8 protein-coding genes and 5 pseudogenes are annotated in these 16,667 nt (G+C 58.8%); 4 read left to right on the top strand and 9 right to left on the bottom strand.

Features of this window, described 5'->3' with window-relative positions; genetic code table 11:
* Positions 1-388: 388 nt before the first annotated feature.
* Positions 389-1,531, bottom strand: a pseudogene (locus tag ABIA45_RS36740) (TlpA disulfide reductase family protein).
* Positions 1,532-3,316: 1,785 nt separating this feature from the next.
* Here ABIA45_RS36740 and ABIA45_RS36735 point away from each other — a divergent pair.
* Both ABIA45_RS36735 and ABIA45_RS36730 read left to right on the top strand, forming a co-directional pair.
* Positions 3,317-3,598 carry a helix-turn-helix domain-containing protein gene (locus ABIA45_RS36735; protein WP_260343658.1) on the top strand — a complete coding sequence of 94 codons (282 nt, stop codon included), beginning with the start codon at positions 3,317-3,319 and terminating at the stop codon, positions 3,596-3,598.
* A 135-nt stretch (positions 3,599-3,733) separates the two neighbouring features.
* On the top strand, positions 3,734-4,669 hold the full coding sequence (locus ABIA45_RS36730; RefSeq protein ID WP_404655317.1) for a LysR family transcriptional regulator: 936 nt from the start codon (positions 3,734-3,736) through the stop codon (positions 4,667-4,669).
* A 118-nt stretch (positions 4,670-4,787) separates the two neighbouring features.
* Here the strand turns inward: ABIA45_RS36730 and ABIA45_RS36725 are convergent, their stop codons facing one another.
* The 4 genes and pseudogenes from ABIA45_RS36725 to ABIA45_RS36710 form a co-directional block, all read right to left on the bottom strand.
* Complete coding sequence (locus ABIA45_RS36725) at positions 4,788-6,158, bottom strand: CapA family protein (protein ID WP_404655316.1); 1,371 nt, start codon at positions 6,156-6,158, stop codon at positions 4,788-4,790.
* 408 nt (positions 6,159-6,566) lie between these two features.
* Positions 6,567-8,092, bottom strand: a pseudogene (tnpC, locus tag ABIA45_RS36720) (IS66 family transposase).
* A 193-nt stretch (positions 8,093-8,285) separates the two neighbouring features.
* On the bottom strand, positions 8,286-8,519 hold the full coding sequence (tnpB, locus tag ABIA45_RS36715; protein ID WP_404655314.1) for an IS66 family insertion sequence element accessory protein TnpB: 234 nt from the start codon (positions 8,517-8,519) through the stop codon (positions 8,286-8,288).
* 166 nt (positions 8,520-8,685) lie between these two features.
* Positions 8,686-8,943 carry a transposase gene (locus ABIA45_RS36710; protein WP_404655312.1) on the bottom strand — a complete coding sequence of 86 codons (258 nt, stop codon included), beginning with the start codon at positions 8,941-8,943 and terminating at the stop codon, positions 8,686-8,688.
* Between the two features lie 82 nt (positions 8,944-9,025).
* Here ABIA45_RS36710 and ABIA45_RS36705 point away from each other — a divergent pair.
* A pseudogene (locus ABIA45_RS36705) lies at positions 9,026-9,295 on the top strand (IS3 family transposase); the annotation flags it as partial.
* Positions 9,296-10,034: 739 nt separating this feature from the next.
* A pseudogene (locus tag ABIA45_RS36700) lies at positions 10,035-11,313 on the top strand (ATP-grasp domain-containing protein).
* 327 nt (positions 11,314-11,640) lie between these two features.
* On the opposite strand, the pseudogene tnpC (ABIA45_RS36695) reads toward ABIA45_RS36700, so the two are convergent.
* The 4 genes and pseudogenes from tnpC (ABIA45_RS36695) to ABIA45_RS36680 form a co-directional block, all read right to left on the bottom strand.
* Positions 11,641-13,163, bottom strand: a pseudogene (gene tnpC / locus ABIA45_RS36695) (IS66 family transposase).
* A gap of 122 nt (positions 13,164-13,285) precedes the next feature.
* Positions 13,286-13,450 (bottom strand): IS66 family insertion sequence element accessory protein TnpB, encoded by a 165-nt coding sequence (gene tnpB, locus ABIA45_RS36690; protein WP_404655310.1) that lies wholly within the window; start codon positions 13,448-13,450, stop codon positions 13,286-13,288.
* Between the two features lie 250 nt (positions 13,451-13,700).
* On the bottom strand, positions 13,701-14,030 hold the full coding sequence (locus ABIA45_RS36685) for a winged helix-turn-helix domain-containing protein (RefSeq protein WP_404655308.1): 330 nt from the start codon (positions 14,028-14,030) through the stop codon (positions 13,701-13,703).
* Positions 14,031-16,328: 2,298 nt separating this feature from the next.
* Positions 16,329-16,658, bottom strand: a complete 330-nt coding sequence (locus ABIA45_RS36680) for a hypothetical protein (protein ID WP_404655306.1) — start codon at positions 16,656-16,658, stop codon at positions 16,329-16,331.
* Positions 16,659-16,667: the final 9 nt, after the last annotated feature.

Here is a 16,667-nt window from a genome sequence, read left to right as displayed (position 1 = left end):
AGAGCATCGATCTGAGACATCGGCCAGCCTTGCGCGATCCGAGCTTGTGTGAGCCAGGTAGGCGGGATCGGCGCCACTCATCTTTGCCCGTCTGCAGAAAGCGTGGGAGGTCCACGTAGCTCCGGCCTCGGCCATGGCTGTACGCAAAGGTGCATTTTGATGAAGGAAGTTTTCAGCATATGACCGCCAGAGACTTTGCGTTATGGAATCGCGGCGCGACTTCACCTGGAAGATCACCTCCGCGTCGATCCGGATGGAGGTCATAGCAATCCGAACTTCCAACGTGCCACAAACGATCCACCGCCGTGCTCGCTGATCATTAATCACCGATGGCTCACCGGATAAATGGACGAACTAACCAGTGAGCAGCTCAGATCGTTACCCTTCTTCATCTCCTCTCCTCCGGCGCTTGCGCCTTGGTACTTTGCGGAACTCCGGGTTGCGGAGTCGCACAAAAAGACCCATAGCAAGCCTTCTCACCCTTGTAGTTGGCGAGCGTTTGAACCAATACCGAAATAACGTGCTGTTTCAGGTTGTCCGGGATAGGTGCGGAGCCGTCCAGCGACTTCAGCGTCACCTCGATCAACTCGATTGCGCGATCCTTGTTGCCGCTCTCGTAATAATACTGAGCGGCCGCCGGATAGGACAGGAACTTAAGGGCCTCGCCGCGTCGCGGAGGATTTTCTGCCAGGATGTGTTCGGATAACTCATTACCCATCGCAAAGCGCTCGGCCTGCGGCAAATGAGAGTTGTCATTCGCCGGATCAAAGAGTTGGCGCATCGCCTCGGCCATCCACACCGCGGAGTTTTTGTTGATCGCGTCACGAACCAATTGCCGCATCACCGGCAGGCCGGCCTGCAAGTCGCGCATTTTGTGAAGCAACAGGTCCGCATGGAGCACGCGGAAGTTCACGTCATCCGGCAGGACAGCGACGGCTTCTTCGACCACCGAAAGCGCCTTCGCCCAATCCTGCGCCTTGATCGCCGGCGTCAGTTTGGCGAAGATCGGCATTGTGCGTTCGCCCTTGGCGATCCGCTCTGCATCGGCGGCTTTCGCTTCATCGCTGATGCGCTAGCTGCCGGTCAGAATCTTCGGCAAAACGTCATCAAGTTGCGTCGGGGAACCGATAAAGGCGATGTGGCCGTCACGGTCGACGACGAACGAGGTGGGAATCCCGACGGAAAAGCTGGAATCCATCCAAAGCTTGTCCATTTCGCGTGTATAGTCGAAACCGACCCGATAGTTGAGTTTCGGCAACTTTTTGGTCAACCAAGCGTCCAACTTGTTTCGGCCCTCTTCCGCTGTTTGAGCGCGCTCACAAGCTGCTATTCCGAGGACCTCAACTCCGCTATCTCTGTATTTCTCTTGCAGTTGTACCAGATCGGACAGCGCCGCCACACACGGTGCGCACCAAGTTGCCCAGAATTCGACGATGTACACTTTCCCGGGCTGGAAGCTCGTGAGGGGCTGACCACGCAGCCAGTTCTCCACCTTGATCGGGGGAGCTGGGGATTCTAAGCCCAGCGCCATGTTACTCTCCAAAATTATTGTCAGAGGTTGCGCGACGTTTTGCGCCAGCTGATCTCTGATCGCGCCCCCGACCGCGAGGGGTGGTGCCTTGGTGTAGACGGGCTGCTCAGCGAGATGCGCAGCGATTGCCGGTGTCGCCGCGCTAAGCGCGACGACACACAAACTCACAAGCAACAAGCTCGTCCTCTCACAAGCGGGCCACATCAGTTCAAGGAAGGAAAGCATCGCTCGACTCGCATCTGGGTGTGCTCAGCACTTTCAGTACTGCTGCACCGAGTAGCAACGTCCGTGCCAGCATCGTCTGCGCGCATTAAGGCCTAATTGCGCATGAATAGCTCAACGGCACTTCACGGCGAGCAGTGTTTTGAATCCGCCGGGCTTTGTGCCGCTGTCGGAGTTTGAACACGAATTGCGCAGTTCGCGCCGTCAGAAAACTGACTTGATGTTGTGAGCCGCCGAACGCAAGCTTGGTATTCCCTGTCCCATAGCAGACAGGATTAGGCGAGCGACGATCTAGCTCGGGCTCGAATGAGCCAAAGCCCGTGGGCCGGGGACACGTGTCCTGGTCGATGACGATGGAAACATTCGTCGGGCACTGCAGTGCGGTGCCGCGGATCGCGGAGGCTTTCAAACTGTCAGTGCTTGCCATCACGCAAGCGGTTCCTGCACCACAAACTAGTACTTCGATTAGTTTCCTGTCCAGCCGCGTGTACCAGGGGTCCCTGACGCCCCTATCGACTTCGAGGACCGCTCCCCGTATCGACACAGGTACGACGCAAGGCATCGCAACCTGCGATCATTTCATTCAACAAAACCGAATGTCTGTTATCGCGACTTTGCCAACGAGTGGAAGCCGTCAACAATGCTGCGTCAAACTTCAGGTGCTCCCATTGTCTCTCATTACGGCTCGAGGCCTTGTCCGTCGCTCTGGAAGTCGAGGCCAATGACGACGCGAGCCGCCGAGCTATGCGAACAAGGCGCGGAGGTGATCACACTCGGTCAGGGCGAATCCGATTTCGAAACCTCACTTGCTGCGTGCGAGGCCGGCATCTGCGCAATCCACGTCGGCCGACGAAAGGCACCGCGCTCGTAGGGAGCAGACAGCTGGCCAGTCAGCGAGATTTCAGTCGCGATCACGGGCTCAATTCCAGTATCGATCAGACCATGTTTTCTGCGGCGCGAAGCAGGTCGTTTTCAACGCGACGTTTGCAAGCCTCGAGACTGGGGCAACGGCGGTTCGGAGGCCGACGCAATGACCGGCTGGTGCGTTCTGTATGGCGTAGGACCTTTGACTCTTGTCGAGGCCATCAATCTCGTCCAGAGTCGAACCCTTTTCCAAGGAGCTCGATCGCGCAATATGCAGCTGTCGAGGCGCTGTCCGGCCTCCAGGGTTCATCTGAGGCAATTCGCGCGCCTTTCCGCAACCCGGTCGCTGCAATCTCGATGGTTTGGGCTGGCGCATTCTTGAGGGCTGCACTCCATTTCGTTGAATGGAGGGCCATCGGCTCCCTCTCGGCGTTTGGCTCGAGGCTATTAGCGCAAATGGGGCAGCGGAATCGAACGCTGCCGAGCCAGCGTAACGACGGAGCTCCGGTCAGCGCAGCAAACCTGCGCCGCCGCAATCGTAGGGGGCGACATACCAGCGCCTATGCGGGCCGCCCAGTAGCGTCGAGGAACGATTCGGTGACACTCATCGAATAATTCGATGGCCCCCCCAATTTGTTGACGTTTTTATGTCGGTTATAGCCTGTGGTTTGATGACCATCGAAATGGCTGCGTTCGCGCATGAGAGCTCGTGCGCTTGTGGCTTACAATGTGCGCCGGATCCGCGTCCAGCGCGGTATTCCGCAAGAGCAATTGGCCTATGATGCAGGTGTTGATCGCTCCTATATGAGCGGTCTCGAGCGCCAACAGGCGAACCCGACAATCGATCTTCTCGATCGCCTTGCCGAGACGCTCGACGTTGCTGTCTCCGAGCTGTTTGTTCGGCCATCCAAGGGTGCGCCGCCACCCGCGACCTTACCTAAAGGTCGCAAGCCGAAGCCGACACGCCGTAAAAGGACCTAGCCGCCCTGACAGCACCGAGCCGTTGACGCCGATCCTGCGCGGTGACCAAGTATTAATGCGCTCCCACGCCGATTTTGTGCGCAGCCGACCCTTGATATGCGGCAATCCCGCTGTGGACATCGAATAATGTGATGGATGTTCATTCTGGCGCCGGAGCAGACAATGGCGGCTCAAGACGATGAAGTTCCTTTAAACGCCATCCGCGCTTTTGTGACCGTCGCCCGCGAAGGCAGCGTCACGCGCGCCGCCACCACTTTGGGAACAACACAGAGCTCAGTCAGCCGCTATTTGTCCGTACTGCGGGACTATCTGGGTGCGGACCTAATCGCGCGGCGCGGCCGACGCAGTGATTTGACCGAGTTCGGAAGGTTATTCGCTAACGCAGTCTCTGAACCGCTCGAGACAGTCGGCTTCACCGCCAAGAGAATGCGGCGGCGGGCGGCCGCGGGCACCAATCGGATCGTCGTCCGCACATCACTATCGACTTTTGCTTCATCGCTTCTGATTCCAAATCTGCAAGCTTTCTCTGCTGAATCGGGCGGTGTTATCGTGGACGTCGTCAGCTCGCTCTCGCCGCCGACATCTTCGGATGACTATGACATATTGATTACACGTGACCTTTCCGTCATCGAACCCGCCGACAGTTGGGAGATCTACAATGAGGAGCTGGTATGCGTCGGGCCGCCAAATCTGGTCGCGGGCAGAGAGCTCTCGATCGTTCGCTCAACCCCGATACTGAATATCACATCGCGTCCCGACATCCTGCCCACATGGCTGAGGGCCATGAACCTGTCCTCAAACGACATACGAGCGGGCGCGCGCTATGATCACAACTATCTTGCTCTGCCGGCAGTCATGACAGGAAAATGCCTTCTTGTCGCACCAGAGATCATCGTCAGTGATCTGGTGCGAGGGGGCGCCTTGCAAGTCATCCCCGGCTCACGCGCTCCAAGTGGGATGCTATATCGCGCCTATGCTGTGGATCGAAGCGCGCATCCCGAGATCGCTCGCTCCTTTTGCCGATGGGTGGCTCGTCTTTGCAAGAAGGCAGCACTTGCGCAGGCTGCCTGACGCCTACCAGGCGCGCTTCAATCCGGAACACGCGCGCGCATAGCACGCTTTCAAGTCTGGAGCGCTTAACTTAACGAAACCATCCGAGCGAAGCCGTCAAAGCCGCATGCGAGCCGCATCATCGCGGCGAGCCGGGCAGCAACGTGATGACACCGACGTCGTTCGCGATGGTAATCTGGGTCCCAAATGGTTCCGAAAGCTTCTGCAGACGCTCTAAAATGAATTTTGCCTTGGGCCCGCACGCGAGCCGCGGGACTCCTCGGTTAGCAAATCTCTTCGAGTAACCAAGCTCAATCGGAAAGAGACGCAATTCGGCAAGTTGGTTCTGCAGGAATCGGCCGATGGTGACGACGCTTTCATAGAAAACTGGATCTAAAAATTCTTCCATTTCTTTCACGGTCACCTCAGCATCCGTATCGGTCCGGGGATCCTTACCATAAGCGGAAAACATGTCAGCGCCAACCGGGGTATGAAGGCCGTCCATGATGAAGTTTCCAAGACTGTAAAATATCGGCCGGTTTTTGTAGATCTCTATGCCCCGCAACTGATGCGGTCCATGTATAACGTAAGCGTCCGCTCCGGCATCAATCAGCCTGTGCGCAAACGATTGTTCGCAATCAGGCGGCTCTTGGCTCCAATTCCCAGGCTCGTGATCGTGATTTGTGACTATGCAGAAGTCAGCGAACTGCTTGCCCCGGCGAACGTTTCGTAGAATGCCGGCGACATCGCGCGGGTCGACTTCATAGGTATAACCGATCTTGTCCCCGGTCCTGAATGTCATTCCAGCCAGGTCGACCCTATTTGGACCCTCACCGTCAGGCCGAAGGCCAGGCAATACATCGCGAATGCGCCGCAAGCTCTCGAGCATCTCGGGCGGAATCACGACGCTTCGCGCCAAACGAAGGGGGTTGAGTCCTGGCCTGCCTGGCGCCTCGCCCGCGGGATCTGCCGCACGAGACAGCGGCGTGAACGTGGATGCAAATGACAGCAATGCCACGCGACCGCGGGCGGTCTCCAGAAAGCGAGCGGCGCCGGCTTGTGAGAGATTTTCGCCCGCACCTGCATGGACGATTCCGTTCTCATCGAGCACACGGCCGGTCTCTCGCATTCCTTCAACGCCCCAGTCAAGCGAATGGTTGTTCGCGCGACTCATGATGTTGAATCCCATCGCTTTCAAATCAGGTCCAAGCCCTGGCAGACTAATGACATACGCACCTCCGTATTCAGCCTGCGGACTTCCCTTAAACGATCGGATATCAAAAATGTTCGTTTCAATGTTGCCAAACGTGACATCAGCATTATGAAGGATCTTGACGATATCATCGAAGCCGGGATGTTGTCCTTTAGTCAGTGGCCGCGTCACGAGGAGGTCTCCAACGGCTACCATGGTGAACCCGTCAGCAACGTTCGTTGCAATCGAACCTACTGTGTCATAGCTAGTACCCTGCTGAACCGGATGACTAACGATTTCATTTGAATGTTCTTCCATAGGTGACTCCTGGCAAACCAGATTCATTGCAAAGATCGCTCGACTTATGTGCGACCTTGGTACTCCTCGGAAACGGGTCAACGGGTCTACGGGACGGTGACTAGGAGTTCGTGCTGCTCATCGGGTGCACTCGGCCTTCCTTCAGTGTTGAAGTACCTCACCAGCAACGGCCGTGCCAACAGTGTCAGCGGCATATCCGTCGGATTGCGTTTTGAAACACTACGCGGCGCCCCACCACGCGCGGTTTTGAACCTGAAGAGTTCTTGTGCTCCTGTCACAAACTGCACACGAATGGGCACTTCGCACCACAATGACAGTATGGTTTGAATTATGAGCCGCGAACGGAACTTGCTCATCCGTCGCTCTCTCGGCCTGTTTCGTATTCGTCGGTTACGGTAAGCATCGTTCTCAGGCCCCGGCTTTGAGGGCTTGAGCGCGATGAGCCCAGGCCAGTAACTGGTCGACGTCCCGGTTTGGATGACCATCGACGATGCTGCTGAGCGCGTCGGTTAGGTAAGGGAAGCGGATCGACGTCATTCAGCTTACAGGTTTCGACCAGGGAGGCGATGATTGCCCAGTGCTCGGCACCGCCGTCGGAGCCTGCGAACAGCGCATTCTTTCGATTGAGCGTGATCGGAGGGATCGAACGTTCGACGGCGTTGTTGTCGAGCTCGATCCGGCCATCATCGATGAAGCGCGTCAGACCCTCCCAGCGTGAGAGTGCATAGCGGATGGCGTCGGGGAGCTTGCCCTTCTGGCTGATCAGGGCGCGTTTTGCGTGTAGCCATTTCTGGAAGGTATCGGCAAGCGGCCGGCTTTTCTGCTGCCGCACGGGGCGACGCTCCTCGGCGCCGCGGCCGCGGATGTCCTTCTCAATCGCGTAGAACTCGGCGATGTGCTTGAGCGCCTCGCTTGCGATGGGTGCCGGGCCAGGTGTTGCGAGCTCATAGAAGTTGCGGCGCATGTGCGCCCAACAGAACGCAAGCTCAACGTCGCCCCGCTCAGCGAGTTTGGCGTAGCCGGCATAGCCGTCGACCTGCAGGATCCCCTTGAAGCCTGCAAGATGAACGATCGGTCGATCGGCTTTGCGATCGGGGGCATAGACATAGACGACGCCCGGCGGACCGACGCCGCCCCATGGTCGGTCGTCTGCCGCATAGGCCCAGAGCTGACCGGTCTTGGTGCGTCCGCGGCCGGATCAAGCACCGGCATTGTCGTCTCGTCGGCGAACAGCTTTTGCGGTTGCCTGAGCTTGCCGAGGAGTTGCTCATGCAGCGGACGCAGGTGGAAGGCTGCTTGTCCCACCCAGTCCGCCAACGTTGAACGATCGAGCTCAATGTCCTGACGGGCATAAATCTGCGCCTGCCGGTAGAGCGTCAGGTGATCGGCATATTCGGAGACCAACACCTGGGCGACGGTAGCCTCGGTCGGCAAACCGCCCTCGATCAGCCTAGCCGAGGCTGGCGCCTGCATGACGCCATCCTCGCAGGCCCGGCAGGCGTATTTGGGCCGCCGGGTCACGAGGATCCGGAACTGCGCCGGGACCGGGTCCAGCCGCTCGCTGTTGTCCTCACCGATCCGGTGCAACTCGCCTTGGCAGCAGGGACAGGTCTTGTTCTCGATGTCGAGGGTGACTTCGATCCGCGGCAGGTGCGCCGGCAACGCGCCACGGTTGCCGCGGCGCTTGCGAGCTCGCGCATCGCGGCCTTCAGGTGCACTGACGTTCTGCGCCGTCTCGCCGTACGCGGCGACTTGCTCGATGTCTTCCAGGCCCAGCAGCATCTGATCTTCGGGTAGCGTCTCCGCCCGCCGGCCAAACCCGTGTCGCTGCATTTCCTTGATGATCTGACGCAGGCGTTCGCTCTCGCACCGCTCGGCAAGCAGCATCGCTTCAGAGTCTCGGGATCGTCAGGCAGGGCGTCGCTCACACCCAAATCAGAGCATATTCGCCGCCATCTTGCGACGCGTTCGGCGGCTCCTGATTCACTTCGCCGCAGCACTGCCAACGGCTATCCGGGCTGCGCTGGCGCCGGCGTCTCCCAAGCCTCGTGCACAAGCCGCCAGTCGAGTCCTTCCAGCAGCGCCGACAATTGCGCCACTGACAGGCGCACCGTCCTCGATCTTCGCTCAGCGGAAGATCCCATCCTCAAGCCTCTTGGCGAACAGGCACAGGCCCGTTCCATCCCAGAACACCAGCTTGATCCGGTCCGCTCGCTTGACCCGGAACACATAGACAGCTCCCGAGAATGGATCTGCACCCATGCTCTCGCGCACCAGGGTCGCAAGACGCTCCATGCCCTTGCGGAAGTCTACCGGCTTGGTCGCCACCATCACCCGGACCGCGCCTGACGGACCGATCACCGGCTCGCCTTCAGCGCCTGAACGATCGAGGCAATCATCGCCGTGTCCCCTCCACGACCGGCTCGGATCGCCATTCCGTGGACTTCAATCTCGATGATCCGGCTATCTGGCTTACGTACCGCTTTGCGCTCCCGGTGAGCAGTCGGCGCCGGCACCACAGCGTCCATCACCGCCGGCACAAACTGTACTTCGTCCGCCTCTTAATGACCACCTGCGGCTTCTCGCAACTGACGCCGCCAGCCAAAAGCTGCTGCGGCGACAATTCATGCCGTCGAGCCACGGAACACACCGAGTCGCCACTCGCCACGATCTCCGCGACGATCCGCGCCTTGTCCTCGTCGCTCCACTTCCGCCGACGACCGGCTCCGGTGAAGACCTCAAGCCGCCGCACCGGCTCCGTGATAGCAGTATGCACTGTGTCCATTCTAAGCCTAACGGTCGAAACCGAACCGCAGACTCGCAGATCGTCCCGTCATCCGGTAGGTGGCTGCTGAACAGCGCCTACCAGCAGCGAGCAATTCCAGCGTTTGATGGCCGAGCACGGCATTCTCTGCAGCATGAGCCGTTCCGGCAACGTCTGGGACAACGCGGCGATGGAGAGCTTATTCTCATCGCTCAAGACCGAACGGGCCGGCAAAAGATCTACCGAACCACAGACGAGGCACGAGCAGATGTATTCAACTACATCGAAAGATTTTACAACACGATGCGCAGGTCCTCCACCATAGCTATCTCAGCCCCCGATTGAGTTCGAGCGCAAGATGGGATTAGCTTAACCTGCTGTCCATCAAACCGGCAGTAGCTCATTCTGCGGCTGCTGGGGCTTACGTGAGCGTGTTCGGCTCGGCAAGACGGCGCTTCGAGCGTTTCTAGAGCTAAGGCCGCATACGAGGACTTCCAGCTTACGCCTCCTCCCCGGAGATTTGTTCGTCCCTTCGCGATCAATGAACGCATTCAAGAGGTTTGGTCGATGCATTCGCAAAGGCCTATCGGCTTTTAGGTCGATGCTCGGCATCGGCGGACCGCACCGGACGACTGTGCGTGTCGAACATATCGGTCTTCAGTAACGAGCGAGACGTTGCGGCGATCCGGAAATACTCCCGAGGCAGCCCGGCGGCAAGACCACCCTTTTCGGCATTTGAAGGGGCGATACTTATGTGCGCACGCTGACGTCCACCACATGTCGGCTTTTCACAGCAGAAACGCGTGCAAGCCTGGGCTCGCCGCATTTGTGACTCGGCTCATCCAACGTGGAACGCACACCGACAGATCATCATGGCGGCAATGGGGCTGCCCGCAATAGGCGCAAGCGTGGGCTCCGCCGAGATGTTGGTGTTCGACTGCCCCGCGCGGAACCGCCGCAACAAATCCTTCATACAATTTTACAGAACCTTTACGGACTAGACATCGCTGATATGGCATGCTCCCCGCCAAATTTGATGACAAGCTCATCGCAGGGCACGGCTGAATTTATGCTGGACCCTCGTACAGCATGCAATCTTGGAGTTGATAGCCATGGCCAGAAGAAGAGCTCTTATTCTACTTGAAGGTACAACGAACAATGGCCTACTATATGTCCAAGCGGCCCAACGTCTTGGACTTCATCCAATTACGCTGTCAGCTAATCCAGCTCAATACGACTATCTCGCGGCAGAGGGCATTGATGCAATCCGCGTGGATACAGACAATCAAGATGCGCTGATTGACGAATGCGTTCGGCTACGTGACACCTATGAAATCGCTGGTGTTACTAGCGCCGAGGAAGCGGTCTATGCGACAGTTGGTAAGCTCTGCCGGCATTTCGATCTGCCAGGACCAAACCACCACGTCGGTTGAACAATGCTGCGACAAATTCACCCAACGTCGGCTTCTCTCGGAGGCCGGCGTTCCAATACCTGCTTATCGGTTGGCGCTGAATGCTACGGACGTAGAATGCGTTGCGGCGGAGATCGGCCTGCCGGTGATCCTTAAGCCCACGATAGGCTGTGGCAGCAGCGGCGTCCGTTTGTGTCGCAGCGTCGATGAGTTAGCCCATCATACGGCCTATCTGTTGGGCGAGCGGCCCTCGCCAAGGATATTAGTCGAAGAATTTGCACAGGGCCCCTATTATTGCGCTCATCTAATGGGAAGTGAGTTAATTGGGATTGGTGCCGCAACCTTCGGCCCCCCACCGCATTTCGTCTTCCGTGGGCGCATCTTCCCAGCTCCGCTGACTGATGAAGAGCATAAGTGTATTGCCGATGTTTCGCTGAGCTGCTTGCGAGCTCTCAACCTGGGTTGGGGACCAACGAACGTTGAATTCCGCTGGACAAAGCGTGGCCCAGTCGTCATTGAAGTAAATCCGCGTCTTGGCGGCGGTCCTCATGCGGTTCGGGTGGCCTACGGAATCGATCCCGTAACCGAGCACATTAAGCTTGTTATCGGCGAGGAGTGCGATCTTCGCAGAAAGCATTCGCTCAGTGTGGCTGGGCAGTATCTAATTCCTGATCGCGATGGCGTCCTCGAATGGATCAATGGCGAGAGTCGGGCAGCCGCTGTGCCAGGTGTCGTCGAGGTCAAATTGCATGTTAAACCCAAAACGCCAATCGTCAGGAGGAACGATTACCAAGACTCTATGGGGCATGTCATCGCTGCTTCACCCAGCCGTGCTACGAGCGCGGCGATACTTCAGCGTGCGCTCGCCTTGATCGATTGGTCGATCACACCATTTCCGGCTCTTGGCGAACCGAAACAATCTGCGGCTCTTGACGCCAGGCGCACGCTGCGCCCGATAAGCGACAATAATCATCATTAGCGATGCATTGAAAGTAGGAGAGCCATAGTCCATCAGTTGGGCGGAGATCAAGCCGTATGTCCGCAAGCGGTCGACGATTATCTCACGCTCCGGGCTCATTCGAAGAGTTTCAGGCTCCTGTTATGAATGCTCTGCGGATGACTATCGGAAACGAAGTGCCAATCGGACGTGACCGCCGCGGCCACCGAGTTCCTGAAATCTGGTCAAAGCTCGCCCCGTCCATCGGCTTGATCGGTTCTTCGCTGGCGCACATCGTATGCCGCGAGGGGCTCGCCCGGCATCGTCATTGCAACTCTACGCCGCGCCGCTGAACCGTAAGCGTCGTTCTCAGGCCACGGCTTTGAGGGCTTGAGCGCGGTAGGCCCAGGGCAGTAGCCGGTCGATGTCGCGGTTGGGATGCCCGTTGACAATCCTGGTCAGGACGTCGGTGAGATACGCGAGCGGATCGTGGTCGTTGAGCTTGCAAGTCTCGACCAGGGACGCGACGACAGCCCAGTGTTCGGCACCGCCGTCGGATCCGGCAAACAGCGCGTTCTTGCGACTGAGCTTGATGCCACGGATTGATCGTTCGACGGTGTTGTTGTCGAGTTCGATGCGGCCGTCATTGATGAAGCGCGTCAGTCCTTGCCAGCGCGAGAGGGCGTAGCGGATGGCGTCGGCGAGCTTGATCTTCTGGCTGATGAGAGCCAGCTTGGCGCGCAGCCATACCTCGAAGGCATCGGCCAGTGGTCGGCTCTTCTGCTGCCGCACGAGGCGACGTTCCTCCGCGCTGCGACCGCGGATCTCCTTCTCGATCGCATAGAATGCTGCAATGTGCTTCAGCGCCTCGCTTGCGATCGGCGCGGGGCCGGCTGTCGCGAGTTCGTAGAAGTTGCGCCGCATGTGCACCCAGCAGAAGGCGAGCTCGACCTCGCCACGTTCGGCAAGCTTTGGGTAGACGTTGTAGCCATCGACCTGCAGGACGCCCTTGACGCCGGCAAGATGGCTGAACAGCCGCTCGGCCTTGCGGTCGGGTGCATCGACATAGGCAATGCCGGGCGGATCGAGACTGCCCCAGGGCCTGTCGTCGGCGGCATAGGCCCAGAGCTGGCCAGTCTTGGTGCGCCCTCGACCGGGATCGAGCACCGGCACCGTCGTCTCGTCGGCGAACAGCTTGGACCTCGCGCGAAGCACCGTGAGAAGGCGCTCATGCAGCGGGCGCAGATGGAACGGTTGCCTCCATCGGCAGCACGCCGGGTGCCGGAACTGGGCCGGCACCATGTCAACCCAGTCTCCGCTAGCGTCGATCGATCGAGAGCGATGCCCTGGCGGGCATAGATCTGGACGTGCCGATAGAGCGGCAGGTGATCGGCATATTTGGACACCAGAACCTGGGCGACGGTTGCCTCCATCGGCAGTCCGCCCTCGATCAACCGGGCCGGAGCCTCGGCCTGCAGGACGCCATCCTCGCAAGCGCGACAGGCGTATTTGGGACGCCGGGTGACGACAACGCGGAACTGGGCCGGCACCATGTCCAGCCGCTCGCTCCTGTCCTCGCCGATCTGGTGCAGGTCGCCCTTGCAGCAGGGACAGGTCCTGCCGTCGATATCGACCACGACCTCGATCCGCGGCAGATGGGCCGGCAGTGCTCCGCGATTGTTGCGGCGCTTGCGTGCGCGTTCGGTCCGACCTTCCGGGGCTATCTCGTCCTGACCGGCCTCGGCAGAGGCTGCGACCTGCTCGACGTCCTCGAGGCCTAACAGCATCTGCTCCTCAGGAAGCGACTCGGCCTTCCGGCCAAAGCGATGACGCTGCAGCTCCTTGATGATCTGGCGCAGCCGCTCGCTCTCGTGCCGCTCGGCAAGCAGCATCGCCTTCAGCGTCTCGGGATCATCAGGAAGGTTATCGCTCACCGGCAAATCAGAGCATATTCGCACCCGCCTGACGACGTGCTCGATGCCGCTGATTCACGTCGCCGCAGCGCGGCCCACAATTATCCGGCTTGCGTCGGCACGACCGTCTCCTGTGCCGCGTGGACACGCCGCCAATCAAGTCCTTCGAGCAGCGCCGACAATTCCGCCGCCGACAGACGCATCACGCCATCCTCGATCTTCGGCCAGCGGAAGACGCCTTCCTCGAGCCGCCCGGGCGGCGGCAACCATCTGACCTGTGGCCCGTGAAGATGCGGGCCATCTGGAACGGCAGACAAACGCAAGGCCTAAGATTTTGGCTCTCGTCAATCGCTTCTGCCAGAAATCGCCGGAAGACGTATGTGGCGATCTCTATTCAAGTGACTGGCACTTGCCGAGCTGAACAACCGCCGAGCTTGGGGACCGCTGATTGATGCACACTTTGAGCACTAGACACGCTGAGAACGATACCCTCGGTCGCGGCGGCAGATGATCGCGTCAGGTTTCATGCTCTTTAAGAGCATAGCCAGCGGATCGCACGGTTCGGATTATGTTGTGAGGTAACAGTGCCTTTCTGAGTCGGCTTATGTGAACATCGACTGCACGTGCGCCGACATGGATGTTGTCGGGCCACGCTGCGGCGATCAACTCTTCGCGGCTGAATAATTTACCTGGACTCTTAATCAGGTGGAAAAGCAGGTTAAATTCGATAGGGCTTAGATGGAGTTGATATCCGTTGCAGCACACCCGATGGCTGGCAGGTCGCACTTCAAGAACGCCGTAAGTCAAAGCCCCGGCCGGGCCTCCTTTTGGCCAAGCCGACGGCATCGTCAACTTCCTCCGAAGATAGATGAGCAACCTAGTTGGGGCGAAAGGCCGTACGAAACTCTCGTCAATCCCGGCTCTTAGAAGATCGAGGTGCTGATCCTCGGCGCCTGGAGCGATTAGTCCGACTAGGGGGACTTGGGCAGTTGTCGCCTCACTCTTGAGCCGAGTACAAATCGAGGAGACTGTACCACTCGACGGTTGACAGTCGAGCAGAATGACCCGCGGCTCCCGCTCCTTCGTTTGCTGGACGGCTTCGCAAACGCTCCCAACCAGCTGGGTCGTGAAGCCATCCGCTTGGAGGACGTGGCTGAGAAAAAGGTAGAGCTCAGCATCACGCGAACAGATTAAGACCAGTGGCTTCATCCGGAGGACCCTGCCTCAATCAAGGGAGCTGTACCGGTCGCGAAGCACCTTATTGACCCTAGCTCCCCTTCTGCTGCTAGAATGATTTGGCATCGTTACCGGCAAGTTCTTTAGGAGTAGCAGCCGGCTGGCACTCCTTTTTGTCTTGCAAATGCCCGAAATAGCAAGTGATGGGCGCGTGACCTGCGGAAGGGCAACTTAAGCTGTGCATCACATGATCGGCCAAGTTGCCCCACGAGATGAAGCGACCGAAAACGGGGGACATATCTCCAGGCTGACGAACACCTCCGCAGCGTGTCGCGGGAGCTGGCTCGCCGTCTGCATGCGCAGCACCTGTTTTCTGCAGACCTGACATCAGTTGTCATCTTTTCATTACTGGACGGGCCAATCGCAGGCGTGTCCCCTAACCATCACGCGGTGTGTTATCGCACCTGCATAGTCGCACATTTTCGGGAGGTCTTGCTCTCTCCCAACAGATGGATCAAAATTTGTGCCAGGTTGGTAGAACTGCGACGGAAGTAGGCTAAGCGTTTACACGGACATGGCCGAATTTGGGCAGGGCACGAAAGCGTCGCGAAGCCGACAATATAGTTGGACTCCAGCTGTCGCTTGAGATAGCGAATCGGATCTGCTGCACAATAGGGAATCGCAGTGTTTTGGAGGTCTCTCCAAATTTCCTAGGATGTGCATCTGCATATGGACACGGCCCGAGCCAAAAAAGGGCTTGGCGGGAGCACTCGCGTCGTCGGAGCTGGCCGGGATGGCGGAGACACTTCGCTGCTCAGCCCGTGGCAATCGCACGCCAAATCTATTCTGTTCATCCCGTCCTGCCACAGCCGATCATCCCGGCCTAATGAGGCTCGCCGATCGCCGACTTGCAGTGTTCATCGCAAGCTCCAACTTCAGAGTGTAGCGACGATGATTTGGGTCCGGCCTGCAAACCGGGATCGGAGTGGTAGATCAATTCGGTATGCGGCTGTTCCCGCTATCACCATCGCCTAGGGCAGAGGAAGCCAGTTCGGCCCGTAGACCATCGCGCATCGCCCATCCGACGATTTTGCGGCTAAGCAGGTCGATGAGGGGCAAGATAGGGCCAGCCCTCAGTGGTCGGAATGTAGGTGATGTCGGCGAGGCAAGGGCCGGTTCGGCGCCGCGGCGGTGAAGTTGCGGGCGATGAGGTTCGGGGCAATCGGGCGCCATGGCGGCCGTCGGCGGCGCCATGATGGCGCGGATGCAGTGGCGGTGCATCAAGCGCTCGATCCACACGGCTAGCCGAAGATAGAACGCGCGGAGAGCTGTAACCGTTGTGGCCGCTAACCGCAACAGTGCGGCTGCCCGACTCCGATACCTTGGAGTATGTGAAGAAAGCACCTTACCACGATTTAACCCGTGTTCCTCCAGAATCTCGTGGACGAGGATCATATGGGCCTGAGTGGATTTTCATCGCGATGCTGGTCACGCCGCAGGCTCTCAACCAGTCGGCCAGATCATGCAAGTCTGGCGTGAACGTGGCGAAAGAACGCACCGGCTCGTTGTGCAAGAAGAGTTCACAGCAGCCCTATGCATCTTTGACGCGATGCGGATGGCGGCGGTCCCGACGTTGATCACGTTCATTTCGTGTTGGGTCGCGGGTCGCAGCATGCCCTTTATGTTGGCGTGCATCCCAAGCTATCTTCTTGAACTCGTGGAGTGCCTCGGCGAGCGCCCGTTTGATGCATAGCTCCTGAGTGTTGCTCATCTCAGCCAAAAAGCGGTTCTCTCGTTATTCGCCAAATGTCACCTGTGAAGTCTGCCGACCGCAGGTAATGAAGACATTCCAACCGCGCTGGCCAGGAGATGCCTTGCTGGCGCGGCGCGTCACAGCGCCCCAGTCCATCAGCTCCAGCTACACATTGCCCTCGCGCGGCGCATCTGCCCGGCAAGTCCGCAGCGATTTTACTGATAAGCCAGCTGGTCGGGTCGGCCGTCATCGCCGCCCTCCTTCAGGAGTTGCTTCGCCTTGGCATAGTTTAGGCCGGGCGTGAACCAACCGCTATTCGCATCGTTCTCCATCGGCATGCCGCAGGCGACGAGTGACGAGGGCCTAAAGTATTTGGGATTGGTGACGATTGCTTTAAGATAGTCCACCTGGCTGGCACCGTGCAAAATCGCCTGGTGGCAGCCCGCTTGCACCGCGGCGATCGCGGCCTGCGCATCCGGCACGCTAACGTAGGTGAACCGGTCGATCTTGCCACCGGCAATGCGGTCGGTGGGTTCATAGCGCAACACGTAATC

This window comes from Bradyrhizobium sp. USDA 336 (assembly GCF_044908355.1).
Lineage (GTDB): Bacteria > Pseudomonadota > Alphaproteobacteria > Rhizobiales > Xanthobacteraceae > Bradyrhizobium > Bradyrhizobium yuanmingense.
This window is presented reverse-complemented; position numbering and strand designations above follow the sequence as displayed.

Excerpts from the sequence above, each read along its gene's own strand:
- ABIA45_RS36710 (WP_404655312.1), bottom strand. The coding sequence starts at position 8,943 with ATGGACACAGTGCATACTGCTATCACGGAGCCGGTGCGGCGGCTTGAG.
- ABIA45_RS36730 (WP_404655317.1), top strand. The coding sequence starts at position 3,734 with ATGTTCATTCTGGCGCCGGAGCAGACAATGGCGGCTCAAGACGATGAA.
- ABIA45_RS36725 (WP_404655316.1), bottom strand. The coding sequence starts at position 6,158 with ATGGAAGAACATTCAAATGAAATCGTTAGTCATCCGGTTCAGCAGGGT.
- ABIA45_RS36735 (WP_260343658.1), top strand. The coding sequence starts at position 3,317 with ATGAGAGCTCGTGCGCTTGTGGCTTACAATGTGCGCCGGATCCGCGTC.
- ABIA45_RS36685 (WP_404655308.1), bottom strand. The coding sequence starts at position 14,030 with ATGCCGTCGGCTTGGCCAAAAGGAGGCCCGGCCGGGGCTTTGACTTAC.